This is a genomic window from Asanoa sp. WMMD1127, from assembly GCF_029626225.1.
In the GTDB taxonomy this organism is placed as follows: Bacteria; Actinomycetota; Actinomycetes; order Mycobacteriales; family Micromonosporaceae; genus Asanoa.
Genome location: NZ_JARUBP010000001.1, coordinates 4,493,741 through 4,506,005 on the forward strand (window position 1 = coordinate 4,493,741; position 12,265 = coordinate 4,506,005).

General features: G+C 74.1%; 8 protein-coding genes. 4 read left to right on the plus strand and 4 right to left on the minus strand.

The window, feature by feature from the left end; translation table 11 throughout:
• Positions 1 to 271: 271 nt before the first annotated feature.
• From O7635_RS21470 to O7635_RS21480, 3 genes are read right to left on the minus strand one after another with little or no spacing between them, the layout of a single operon-like run.
• The gene (locus O7635_RS21470) at positions 272 to 2,659 is read right to left on the minus strand and encodes a DUF5682 family protein (protein ID WP_278082245.1); all 2,388 of its coding nucleotides are present in this window, start codon (positions 2,657 to 2,659) and stop codon (positions 272 to 274) included.
• Positions 2,652 to 3,713, minus strand: a complete 1,062-nt coding sequence (locus O7635_RS21475) for an AAA family ATPase (RefSeq protein WP_278082246.1) — start codon at positions 3,711 to 3,713, stop codon at positions 2,652 to 2,654. The genes O7635_RS21470 and O7635_RS21475 overlap by 8 nt, the downstream gene beginning before the upstream one ends.
• The gene (locus O7635_RS21480) at positions 3,710 to 6,703 is read right to left on the minus strand and encodes a DUF5691 domain-containing protein (protein WP_278082247.1); all 2,994 of its coding nucleotides are present in this window, start codon (positions 6,701 to 6,703) and stop codon (positions 3,710 to 3,712) included. Before O7635_RS21480 ends, O7635_RS21475 begins: the two co-directional genes overlap by 4 nt.
• A gap of 163 nt (positions 6,704 to 6,866) precedes the next feature.
• On the opposite strand from O7635_RS21480, the gene aspS reads away from it, so the two are divergent.
• The gene (aspS, locus tag O7635_RS21485) at positions 6,867 to 8,672 is read left to right on the plus strand and encodes an aspartate--tRNA ligase (protein WP_278082248.1); all 1,806 of its coding nucleotides are present in this window, start codon (positions 6,867 to 6,869) and stop codon (positions 8,670 to 8,672) included.
• A complete protein-coding gene (locus O7635_RS21490) occupies positions 8,669 to 9,505 on the plus strand; it encodes a sugar nucleotide-binding protein (protein ID WP_278082249.1) in 837 nt (278 codons plus the stop codon). Before aspS ends, O7635_RS21490 begins: the two co-directional genes overlap by 4 nt.
• A 35-nt stretch (positions 9,506 to 9,540) precedes the next feature.
• Here O7635_RS21490 and O7635_RS21495 read toward each other — a convergent pair whose 3' ends face one another.
• On the minus strand, positions 9,541 to 10,236 hold the full coding sequence (locus tag O7635_RS21495; RefSeq protein ID WP_278082250.1) for a GNAT family N-acetyltransferase: 696 nt from the start codon (positions 10,234 to 10,236) through the stop codon (positions 9,541 to 9,543).
• Between the two features lie 109 nt (positions 10,237 to 10,345).
• On the opposite strand from O7635_RS21495, the gene O7635_RS21500 reads away from it, so the two are divergent.
• Together O7635_RS21500 and O7635_RS21505 are read left to right on the plus strand one after the other, a co-directional pair.
• The gene (locus O7635_RS21500) at positions 10,346 to 10,561 is read left to right on the plus strand and encodes a hypothetical protein (protein WP_278082251.1); all 216 of its coding nucleotides are present in this window, start codon (positions 10,346 to 10,348) and stop codon (positions 10,559 to 10,561) included.
• 102 nt (positions 10,562 to 10,663) lie between these two features.
• A complete protein-coding gene (locus O7635_RS21505) occupies positions 10,664 to 12,259 on the plus strand; it encodes a replication-associated recombination protein A (protein ID WP_278082252.1) in 1,596 nt (531 codons plus the stop codon).
• Positions 12,260 to 12,265 lie beyond the last annotated feature (6 nt).

A 12,265-nucleotide genomic window follows, 5' to 3' on the forward strand; every position in this document is an offset into this window, starting at 1 on the left:
GGCACCGCAGCCACCGGGCGCGCCGCGCTCTCCGCCTCCTGTTCGCTGTGCCCGGCACAGCGACGCCCCGCGAGTCGCGGCGTCGCGGCCACCGGGCGCGCGGCGTTCATCGCCTTCTTGCCCGCGGCGCGTGGCGTCGCGGACACCGGATGCGCTGCGTTCATGGCCTTTCCCGTCCGCGGTGGGCGGCGAAGCGGCGCCCCGTGAGCGGGCGCCTCGCGGCATCCGCGCGCGCGACGGTCGCGGCTCCGGTCGTGGCGCACCAGCGTCGTCATTCGATCCTCCTGCCCAAGAGAGTGCTCAGCGTGGGTAGGGCGAGTGCTGCCGTGTCGTGGTCGAGGACCGCGGTGGTGGTGCGGGCGTTGGCGCCGCCGCCGGCTACGCGTTCGCCGATGCCGCGGCGTTCGCCGGTTGCGAAGGTGCCGAAGGTGCGGCGGAGCAGGGGGAGCACCTCGGCGAAGGCGTCCGCCGGGATGGCGGCCAGCCACTCGTCGACGAGGGCGAGCAGGTCGTCGTCGTGCATCAGGAGCAGGCCGCCGCCGGCCAGGAAGCCCTCGACCCAGGCGGCGCCGGTGGCGGCGGGCACGCCGGCGGTCAGCGCGCGGCTCAGGCGCAGGCCCGCGTCCTTCGTGGACAGTCGGCCGGCGTCGTGGAGGAGCCGGGTGAGCCGGCCCGCGAGCAGGCCGTGCAGGTCGTCGCGGGTGGTCATGGCGGTGAGGGTGTCGAGCCACCGGGTGCGTTCGGCTTCGTCGCCGAGCAGGGACACCGCCGAGTGCACCGCGTCGATCCGGTCGCGTAGCTCGGCCGCCGCCTCGTCCGACAGGCTCGATGCGGCCGGCGGCAGCGCGGCGTAGATGCGGGCCAGCAGGCCACGGACGACCGCGGCCACGGACGCGACGTCGGAGCGGCGTACGTCGCCGTAGCGGACCGTGCGGGCCAGCGCGGGGATCGCGGCCATCAGGTGGGTCACGTCGGCGTCTTCGGCGGCGCGGGCGTCGAGGGCGCGGAGCACCGCGGGCCGCGCCCCGGGCAGGTCGGCGAGCAGGCAGGTCTCCAGCAACGCCGTGACCTCGGCCAGGGTGGTCGCCTTCGCGGCCGCGGTGGTGACCTGGGCGGTCGCCGCGCCGACCACGGTCGTGCCGTAGCCGCTCGCCTCCACCAGCCGGATCGAGAACTCGGGCTGCCAGCGCAGGGCCCACTCCTCGCGGAACGTACCGGTGCTGCCGCGCCGCTCTTCCGGCTCGCCCCACGGCACGTCGAGGCAGCGAAGCTGGTGCAGCAGGTGGCTGCGGGCGAGGTCGGTGTCCTTGCGCAGGTCGAGGTCGAGCGCCCGATCGAGGGCCGACGGCTTCAGGCGCGCGGCGCGCTGGCGGGCTTCGAGGTCGCGGGCGAGCGGCACGGTGGGTACGCCCTCCGGCACCTCGCCCAGCCGTTCGCCGACGACCAGCCGGCGGCCGATCAGCTGGAGCCGCAGGTCGTCGCCCTCGCAGAGCACGGCGCCGGCGGCGTCGGTGACCTCGGCCAGCCCGGCGAGCGGCCGGCCGCGCATCGTGGCCAGCGCCTCCGCGAGCCGCGTCGCCTCGATCACGTGGGCCGGCGACGTGTCGACACCCTCCTCGCGGAGCACCCCGGCGGCGCCGACGAGCCAGCGGGGCACCACCTCGTCGCTGGTCGTGAACAGGTGGTGGTACCACCCCGGCGAGTCGACCCCCGCTCCGTAGCCCTGCCACGACGCCAGCCGCCCATAGGTCCACGGCACCCAGGTGAACCGCACCTTCCCGCGCCGCCGGCCCCCCTTGAGCAACGCCGCGTCGTGGGCGGCGGTGACCTTGGCGCTCAACGCCGGCACGTGCCACGCGCCGCAGACCACCGCGATCTGGTCGTGCTCCTTGCGCACCTGGCGCAGCACGGTCCGCATGTGCGCCTCGCGCACGAGGTCGTACGGGTCCTCCAGCGCACCGGACCGGACCGCGGTCATGGCCTCTTCGATCGCCTCGAACGCCGGCGCCTGCCGGTGCTCGACGACGTCCTCCCACCAGCGCTCCGGGTCGTCATAGCCCGCGGCCGCCGCCAACTCACCGATGGGATCCACCGGCCGCAGCTCCGGCGCCGGCGGTCCCGGCATGGGCCCGTCGTCCTCTTCCGACTCGTCAGAGTCGCCCACCGCACCCTCTCCGGGACCGCCGCCCGCATCCGTGTCAGCCGCGTTCGCGATCGCCGCGCCCGCAACCGGCCCACCCGGCGTGTCCGATGTGGAGTCAGCTGGTTCGCCGTTCGACGGCGGCTCGTCAGTTGCCTGGTCGTCGGGATCGGGCTCGGGCCGGGCGGCTTTCGGGCGCGGGGTGGTGAGGCGGTGGGCGAAGGGCAGGTCGAAGAAGCGGACCGGGACGCCGTTGGTGACCGCCCATCGGATCGCCTGCCATTCCGGCGAGAAGACGGCGAACGGCCAGAAGGCCGCGCGGCGGGGGTTGTCGGCCGCGTAGCCGAGGAGGGCGACCGGTGGGCGCAGGCGGTCGTCGGCGACCCACTGGATCAGGTCGTCGGCCTCGGGCGGGCCCTCGACGAGCAGGATGTCGGGTCGTTGTTCTTCGAGGGCGCGTACGACCGCACGGGCCGAGCCTGGCCCGTGGTGGCGGATGCCGTAGTAGCGCTCAGGCATCGCGGGCGGCTCGGTAGAAGTCGGCCCAGCCGGGGCGTTCGCGGACGACGGTCTCCAGGTATTCGCGCCACACGACGCGGTCGGAGACCGGGTCCTTGACGACGGCGCCGACGATGCCCGAGGCGACGTCGCCGGCGCGCAGCACGCCGTCGCCGAAGTGGGCGGCCAGCGCGATGCCGTTGGTGACCACCGAGATGGCCTCGGCGGTCGACATCGTGCCGGTCGGCGACTTGAGCTTGGTGCGGCCGTCGTCGGTCTGCCCGTCGCGTAGCTCGCGGAACACCGTGACGACCCGGCGGATCTCGTCGAGCGCCGTCGTCGTCTCCGGCAGGTCGAGGGAACGCCCGAGTTGGGCCACCCGCCGGGTGACGATGTCGATCTCCTCGTCGACGGTGGCCGGGACCGGCAGGACGACGGTGTTGAACCGTCGCCGGAGCGCGCTCGACAGCTCGTTGACCCCGCGGTCGCGGTCGTTGGCGGTGGCGATCACGTTGAAGCCGCGTTGGGCCTGGACCTCGGTGTTGAGCTCCGGGATCGGCAGGGTCTTCTCGGACAGGATGGTGATCAGGGCGTCCTGGACGTCGGAGGGCACCCGGGTCAGCTCCTCGACCCGGGCGATCGTGCCGCCCTCCATCGCGCGCAGCACCGGGCTCGGCACCAGGGCGGCCTCGGACGGGCCTTCGGACAGGAGGCGCGCGTAGTTCCAGCCGTAGCGGATCGCCTCTTCGGGCGTGCCGGCGGTGCCTTGGACGAGCAATGTGGAGTCGCCCGAGATCGCTGCCGCCAGATGCTCGGAGACCCAGGTCTTGGCCGTGCCGGGCACGCCGAGCAGGAGCAGCGCCCGGTCGGTGGCGAGGGTGGCCACGGCCACCTCCATCAAGCGGCGCGAGCCGACGTATTTCGGTGTGATCTTGCCGCCGTCGCCCAGCAGGTAGGTGACCACCGCCTGCGGCGACAACCGCCAGCCCGGCGGGCGCGAGCGGTCGTCGTCGGCGGCCAGCGCGGCCAGCTCTTCGGCGTAGAACTGTTCCGCGTGCGGACGCAGGGCGGTCATGCGAACTCCTCGATCATGTCGTTGCGGAAGCCGAGCACGGCGGCGAGCTGGGCGAGGTAGCGGGCGGAACGGCGGCCTTCGGGCAGACCGTCCAGCGAGCGGACGAGCGCCTCGACCCGGCCGACGAACGAGGTGGGCATGGCCGGCATCGCCAGCCGGCACAGCTCGGACAGCTGCCAGGCGTTGTCGGGCGCCAGCACGGCCATGGCCCGCAGCGCGGCCGACGCGAGCTCGTCGGACCAGTCGTCGGCGCAGAAGTGCAGCAGCCGGATGCCGGCGGCGGTGTCGCGCCGCAGGGCCGCGGCGACCCGCCGCCCGCGGTCGGCGGCCGGGAGCACCTCGAGCAGCGGCCAGGTCAGCCGGTCGCCCAGGCCGTCGCCGTTGGGCGACGGGGGCGCCGTGTCGGCGAGGTCGAGCAGCGCGGCCGCCCAGCCGGCATCGCGCTGGGCCGCCGTGGCTCGGGCGAGCCCCCGCAACAGGACCGGCTGCCAGCCGTCGGCGACCGGCAGGGCCAGCACCTCGCGCGGGCCACGACCGGTCAATGTGGACCAGAACGACAGCGGCGTCGCCGAGACGACCTCTTCCAGCAGCCAGGCGCCGAGGCCGACGCCGCGCGGCGGTGACGGGTCGACGTCGTCGCGGAGCATCGGGCCGTCGATGGTGGTCGGCGCGGTGACGGTGAGCGAGCCGTCGGCGAAGTGGACGCTGGCCGCCGTGCGCGCCGCCATCCGCTCCCCGAGGGCGGAACCGGGCAGCTTGCGCAGCAGCTCCGCGGCCACCTGACGGATCTCGCGGCGCCGGTCGTCGAGCGCGTGCTCGATCAGCGCCTCGTCGCGGCGGTCCAGACCGGTCTCGAGCGCGCCGAGCAGCAGCACGCGGTCGTGCGGCGGTTCGGCGTCGAAGGTCTCGGCCAGCAGGTCGAGGCCCTTGGCCGGGTCGGTCGCGCGCAGCGCCACCAGGTAGGCCAGCCGTTCGCCGGGCGTGCCGGTCAACCAGTCCTGCGGGTCGGCGGTCTCCGCTTCGCCCCCCACGTCACGGAAGTAGCGCCACTCGCTCTGCCGCTGGGCGAGCCACGGCCCGCGCCGCCCGGCGACGACACCGAGCGCGGGCCGCAGCGCCGTGTCGCGCCGGCCGAGATCGAGCAGCAGCGGCAGCGTCTCCGGCGGCACGAGCAGCTGGCGCCTGCCGGCCTCCAGCAGCCACTGCCCGAGCACCGCCCGTTGCGCCGGACCGCCCCAGCCCGTCGCGCCGTCGGTGAGCAGGACGTCGAGCCGCTCGGCTGCGGCCGGCGGGACGATCGGTCGCGCCTCGTCGGGTGCGGGCGCGATCGTCGGGCGGCCCGCCAACGGTGTCTCGCCGGCCCGCCGGTAGGTCAGCGCCACCGCGGACGCCTCCAGCAGGGCGCGCGCCGAACCGCCCGAGCCGACCCAGGAACGATCGGCATCGTCGGGCACCAGATCCGTGGCGGGCGGCGCTACGCCGGCGGGCTCGTCGCCGCCGCCGAACGGCACCGGAGAGTGCAGGCCGCGGGGCACGGAGAGGGCCAGCCGATGGCCGCCGCCGACGTCGATGCGCTCCGCCGACCACGGGCGGCGGGCCGTGCCCACCAGCGCCGCCGACAGCAGGTCGGACGGCAGCTCGGGCGGCCCGCCCGGCGCGACCCGCGGCTCACCGGGCAGCGCGGGCACATGCCGCCCCTGCGGCCAGGCGGCGAGCGGCCGGAAGCCGCCGTGCCCGTATTCGCCGGCCACCACCACCGGCCGGGCTCCGGCGGCGGCGATCAGCCAGAACGGTCGCTCGTCGTCGGGATGCAGGGCCACCGCGTCACCGGCCGGATCGACCAGGCGGCCCTCGTCGGTCGGGACCACGTCGGCGAGCAGCATCGGGGTCGACTCGCGCCAGGGCTCGGCCGCCACCGCGCGGGCATGGTCGGCCACCGCGGCCCGCACGGGAACCGCTCCGACGGGCGCCAGGGCCGGCTCGGGCGGGCCGTAGCGCGCCTTGACCAACGCCCGCCGTGGAACGGCAGCGGGATAGAAGCAGAGGCCGGCGTCGACCACCGTGCCGGGCTCGAGGTCGGCGGGCAGCGTGCCGCCGGTCGGCGCGAACGCCAGGACCAGCGCGAACTGACCCGTCTGCCGGCCGCGTAGCCACGTGCGGCGGCTGGTCAGTCGGTCGTCGGCCGCGTCGAACCGGCCCAGCACCTCCCAGTGGTCGCGCACCTCGGGCTCGGCCAGCACGTCGTCGGTTGCGACCGGGTAGCCGACGCGGGTGCGGACGGTCGCCGCGAGGCCCGGCGGCAGCGACGGGAGCCGGCCGTGCGCGACGATCAACAGCCTGAGCAGCGCGAACTCGCCCAGCAGCCGGTCGGCCCAGTTGGCGCCGACGCCGACCACCCAACCGAGCCGGCGGACCGCCCCGGCGATGCCCGGGGCCTGCGCGTCGACCAGGCGGGCGGCCATGGTCTGGAACGGGCGGTAACCCGACTGCTCGGTGGCGGCCAGCCCCTGCTCGATCTGGTCGGCCAGCCAGCGGTCGAGCTCGGTCAGACCCGCCTCGACCCGCTCAGCCCGCTGCTGGACGCGGCGCGCCGCGGCGGCGGGGTCGGCCAGACCTTCGCCCGGCGCCCGCGGCGAGCGTGCCGGCCGCGTGGCCCGCGCCGCCCGGTCGGCCTGCCACTCGGTCGCCCAGTCGGGTGCCTCGGGATCGTCGGGAACACCGCCGTTGGCCCAGCGCAGCAGCAACCCGAGGGTGTGTTTGCAGGGGATCTTGCGGCTCGGGCAGGTGCACCGGTAGGCGGGGCCGGTCAGGTCGACGCTCACCTGGTAGGGCCGCGAACCGGACCCCCGGCACAAGCCCCACAACATGTCGTCGAACCGGCCCTGTCCCGCCCAGTGCGCGGCGGTGATCAGGCCGCGAGCGCTCTTGGCCGCGCCCTGGTCGGGCGCGAGCGAGAGCACCTTGTCGGGAGACCAGCGTTCGACGGACACGCGCAAACCTTAGAACTCATGTACGACGAAAATATGCGGCCTGTGGATAACTCGAGACACCAAACCTTATCCACAGGCCGGGGGTGCGGGCTTCCGCGGCGAACCAGCCCTGCGAGAATCGAGCACGCAACGCCGTACCCCATCGTCGAGGAGAGCGACCGCCGTGATCCGTACCCATGATGCCGGAAGCCTGCGTGCCACGGACGCCGGCAGCGCGGTGACCCTGGCCGGTTGGGTGGCCCGCCGCCGTGATCATGGTGGCGTCATCTTCGTCGACCTCCGCGACGGCTCGGGCCTGGTGCAGGTGGTGTTCCGTGAGGAAGACGCCCACCACCTCCGCAACGAATACTGCGTCAAGGTCGAGGGCCAGGTCGCGCCGCGGCCCGCCGGCAACGAGAACCCGGAGCTGCCGACCGGCGAGATCGAGGTCAACGCGACCGCGCTCGAGGTGTTGTCCGAGGCCGCGCCGCTGCCGCTGCCGGTCGACGACAACATCGACGCGGGTGACGACATCCGCCTGCGCCACCGCTACCTCGACCTGCGCCGCAGCGGGCCGTCCAACGCGCTCAAGCTGCGCAGCAAGGCCAACCAGATCGCCCGTCGGGTGCTGCACGCGCGCGACTTCAACGAGATCGAGACGCCGACCCTGACCCGGTCGACGCCCGAGGGCGCCCGCGACTTCCTGGTTCCGGTGCGGTTGCAACCCGGCAGTTGGTACGCGCTGCCGCAGTCGCCGCAGCTGTTCAAGCAACTGCTGATGGTGGCGGGCATGGAGCGCTACTACCAGATCGCTCGCTGCTACCGCGACGAGGACTTCCGCGCCGACCGGCAGCCCGAGTTCACGCAGCTCGACATCGAGATGTCGTTCATCACCCAGGACGACGTGATCGACCTCGGCGAGGAGATCGTCTCCGCGCTGTGGGAGGAGCTGGCCGGTCACCGCATCGAGCGGCCGATCCCGCGGATCACCTGGCACGACGCGATGGCGCGCTACGGCTCCGACAAGCCCGACCTGCGCTACGGGGTCGAGCTGACCGAGCTGACCGACTACCTGCGGGGCACCGAGTTCCGGGTGTTCGCGGGCGCGATCGCGGCCGGTGGCTACGTCGGCGCGGTCGTGATGCCCGGCGGCGCCGCCCAGAGCCGCAAGGAGCTCGACGGCTGGCAGGATTGGGCCAAGGCGCGCGGCGCCCGCGGCCTGGCCTACGTGGTGCTCGACGCCGAGACGGGCGAGGCCCGCGGCCCGGTCGCCAAGAACCTGAGCGAGGCCCACCTCGACGGGCTCGCCGACGCGGTCGGCGCCAAGCCCGGCGATGCCATCTTCTTCGCGGCGGCCAACGAGCGGCGCGAGGCGCAGGAGCTGCTCGGCGCCGCGCGTGTCGAGATCGCGCGGCGGGCCGGCCTGGCTGACCCCGACGCGTGGGCGTTCTGCTGGGTCACCGACGCGCCGATGTTCGAGAAGGACGACGAGGGCGGCTGGACGGCCGTCCACCACCCGTTCACCTCGCCCAACGCCGAGTGGATGGACAGCTTCGAGGAGGCGCCGGACCGGGCGCTGGCCTACGCCTACGACATCGTCTGCAACGGCAACGAGATCGGCGGCGGCTCCGTCCGTATCCACCGGGCCGACGTGCAGCGCCGCGTGTTCACGCTGCTCGGCATCAGCGACGAGGAGGCGGCCGACAAGTTCGGCTTCCTGCTGGAGGCGTTCAAATACGGCCCGCCCCCGCACGGCGGCATCGCGCTGGGCTGGGACCGGGTCTGCATGCTGCTCGCCGGCGCCGACTCGATCCGCGAGGTCATCGCGTTCCCCAAGACGCGCGGTGGCTACGACCCGCTGACCGGTGCGCCGACGCCGATCACGGGGCAGCAGCGGCAGGAGGCCGGGATCGACGCCAAGCCGAAGCCGTCACCGGCGGCGCACGTCGGCACGGCCGGTGTGGCGGCGCCGGTGGAGCACACGCCTTGACGCTGCTCGTCTTCGGCGGCAGCGGCTACCTCGGCGGTGAAACGTGCCGGCAGGCGCTGGCGGCGGGACAGACGGTCGTGGCGACCTACCATCGCGCGCCCGGCGATGTGCCGGGCGCCCGATGGCACCGGGTCGACCTGCGTGACCGGGCCGCGGTCGAGCGGCTGGTCGACGAGGTGCGGCCGCGCACGGTGGTCAACGCGGCCTACGCGCACGCCGACTGGGCGGTCACCGCGACCGGCGCCGCGCACGTGGCGGCCGCGGCCGCCCGGGTCGGGGCGCGGCTCGTGCACGTGTCCAGCGACGCCGTCCACGGTGGACGGCCGGAGCCCTACGGGGAGGACGCGGATCCGACGCCCGTCTACGCCTACGGCGCGGCCAAGGCGGCTGCCGAGACCGCGGTGGCACTGGTCGCGCCCGCGGCGGCGGTCGTGCGCTGCTCGCTGATCATCGGTCCCGACGCTCGGTCGAAACAGGTGGCGCTCTGCCTGGAGGCGCTGGCGCCGGGGTCGAGCGTGCGGCTGTTCCGCGACGAGATCCGCACGCCGGTGGCGCACGACGACCTGGCGGCCGCGGTGCTGGAACTGGCGGAGGACGACTACGCGGGCGTGCTCAACATCGGCGGGCCGGAGCCGATGAACCGGGTCGAACTTGGCGAGATCGTCGCCCGGGCCCACGGTCTCGACCCCGGCGCCCTGCGCAGCGCGACGATCGCCGAGTCGGGACTGCTCCGCCCCGCGACCGTCATCCTCGACTCCACCCGCGCCCGCGAGGTCCTGAAGACAAGGATCCGCCCGGTCGCGGACGTGCTCGCGGCAGGCTCGCGGACCTGAGCGCCCCACCCCGCGTCCATCGTGGACGAGGTCGGCTACGGCAGTCCGATCGTGGTCCGGGGAATGGAGGCGGTGTAGCCGAGGGCCGCGTACATCCCGTTGGCGACGGTGTTGTCGCTCATGACGCCGAGCGCCGCGATGCCGAACTCGGCCAGCAGTTGCCGGGTCAACGCCGCCGTCAGTGCGGCGCCGAGGCCGAGCCCACGGGCCCTCGGGTGCACCGCGATCGCGGAAAGGAACCCGACGCCGCCCCGGCTGCGGTCGGCCGCGCAGGCGACCACGTCGGAACCGTCGCGGATCGCCCACCAGGCGCGTACCCGGGCGTCGCCGGGGCGGGTCGTCGTGCTCGGGAAGGCGACCTCCAGCAGCGCCGAGATGCCGGCGTCGTCGTCGACCGGCGTGGCGCGATCCTCGCCCGGCCGCGTCGGGGGAGGCGACGACGTCCACCGGAAGTCCCACTCGTCGCGCACCCGCGGCGCGACCGGCAGCGGCGCCCGGGACAGGCGGGGCAGGTGCCACCAACGGGCGTCGGTCACCCGGCGCGCGGCCGCGGCGGCCACCGCGCCGTCACCGAGCGCGCAGACGGTCGTACCCGCTCGGGTGATCCAGACCACAGTGGACCCGTCGCGTACGCCGGTGATGTCGGTGTCCTCGCCCGTGGTGAGGCGGGCGTAGGGGTGGGCGCCCGTCGCCGCCACCACGGCGTCCCGGCCGACGAGGGGTTCAGCCATGCCGGCAAGTTAACCGATCGATCGTGGAGATTGCCCGCTGACCCGATTGGGTATTGAGCCGGCCACCCCGCTCGAACCCCTCGGGCGGAACCCTTTCAGGAGGATAGAGATGCTCGCCATCGCTGCGGCCATCGTCTTCGGTTTCGCCCTGCTGCTCGACCTCTTCGACACGAACCTGGGCGCGCCGGACCTGTTCCACCCGATCACCATGCTGCTGGCCGGCCTGTTGCTGCTCTCGCTCTACCTGGCCGGCATCGGCAGCGGCCCGCGCAACGGCACCGGCGCCGGTCGCCGCTTCTACGGCCGCCGCCCGGGGCGCGGCTGACGCCCGTCCGGCTGACCACGAAAGGCCCGCTTCGGCGGGCCTTTCGCGCGGCCGTACCTTCGCATTTCCGGCACCTGTCACCCGGCCGGTAGTGTCTTCCTGATGGAGCCCGACGCCCTTTTCTCGGTCGCCGACGGTGGCGGGGTGCGCACCGCACCCCAGCACGCCGCCGGCACCGACGGCTTCGCGGCGCCGGGTGAGGACGCGCCGCTGCCGGTGCGGATGCGGCCCCGGACGATCGACGAGCTGGTCGGCCAGGACCACCTGCTGGCGCCCGGCGCGCCGCTGCGCCAGCTGGTGACCAGCGCGACGCCGCTTTCGGTGATCCTGTGGGGGCCGCCGGGCACCGGGAAGACCACGATCGCGCACCTTGTCGCCCAGGCGAGTGACCGCCGGTTCGTGGCGATGTCGGCCCTCAACGCCGGCGTCAAGGACGTCCGCGCCGTGATCGAGACCGCCCGGCGGCAGCGGCGGGCCGGTGGGCCGCCGACGGTGCTGTTCATCGACGAGGTGCACCGCTTCTCCAAGACCCAACAGGATTCGCTGCTCGCGGCCGTCGAGGACCGCACTGTGACGCTGCTGGCGGCGACCACCGAAAACCCGTACTTCTCGGTGATTTCGCCGCTTCTGTCCCGCTGTGTGCTGTTGACCCTGCAGCCGCTCGACGAGGCGGCCGTGCGTGGCCTGGTCCGGCGCGCGGTCACCGACGAGCGCGGGCTCGGCGGGCAGGTCACGCTCAGTTCAGAGGCAGAGGACCATCTGGTACGCCTCGCGTCAGGTGACGTCCGCAAGGCGCTGACCGCGCTCGAGGCGGCCGCGGGGTCGGCGCTGGCCCGCGGCGCGAGCGAGATCGACCTCGAGACCGCCGAGCAGGCCGTCGACGTCGCGGCGGTGCGCTACGACCGGGACGGCGACGAGCACTACGACGTGATCAGCGCCTTCATCAAGAGCATGCGGGGCTCCGATGTGGACGCGTCGTTGCACTACCTGGCCCGGATGCTGGTCGCCGGCGAGGACGCGCGGTTCATCGCCCGGCGCATTGTGATCTTCGCCAGCGAGGACATCGGCATGGCCGACCCGACGGCGCTCTCGGTGGCGACCGCGACGGCGCACGCCGTGGAATACGTGGGGCTGCCCGAGGTGCAGCTCAACCTCGCCCAGGCCGTGATCCACATGGCCACCGCCCCGAAGTCCAACAGCGCGACGACCGCGATCTCGGCGGCCCTGACGGACGTACGCGCCGGCAAGGGCGGTGGTGTGCCCCGGCACCTGCGGGACGCGCACTACCAGGGTGCCAAGGGGCTCGGGCACGGCAAGGGCTACCGATATCCGCACGACGACCCGCGTGGGGTGGTCACCCAGCAGTACCCGCCGGACGGGCTGGTCGGGGTCGACTACTACCAGCCGGGCGATCACGGCGACGAGCGCGCCATCGGGATGCGGCTGCCGACCATCCGGCGGATCGTCCGCGGCGAACGGAGCAGGCGGAGCGAGGCTGCCGCCGCCAATTCTGCTTCTGGCTCGCCGGCGGCCGCCGGCGGCGGTGCGGATGGTGCGGATTCGGTTGGGCGGGCGAAGGCGCGTTCTGGCCACACAGGGGTCGCGGACGAGCGGCCGGTGGGTGACGCTGTTGCGACCGGACGCGATGGGGCTGTCCGCGATGGGGTTGTCCGCGACGAGGAAGGCGAGGTTGGGTGAACCGGG

What these genes read in the sequence shown, in the direction of transcription:
- O7635_RS21470 (WP_278082245.1), bottom strand. Translation starts at nt 2,659, where the DNA reads ATGCCTGAGCGCTACTACGGCATCCGCCACCACGGGCCAGGCTCGGCC.
- O7635_RS21475 (WP_278082246.1), bottom strand. Translation starts at nt 3,713, where the DNA reads ATGACCGCCCTGCGTCCGCACGCGGAACAGTTCTACGCCGAAGAGCTG.
- O7635_RS21495 (WP_278082250.1), bottom strand. Translation starts at nt 10,236, where the DNA reads ATGGCTGAACCCCTCGTCGGCCGGGACGCCGTGGTGGCGGCGACGGGC.
- O7635_RS21500 (WP_278082251.1), top strand. Translation starts at nt 10,346, where the DNA reads ATGCTCGCCATCGCTGCGGCCATCGTCTTCGGTTTCGCCCTGCTGCTC.
- O7635_RS21505 (WP_278082252.1), top strand. Translation starts at nt 10,664, where the DNA reads ATGGAGCCCGACGCCCTTTTCTCGGTCGCCGACGGTGGCGGGGTGCGC.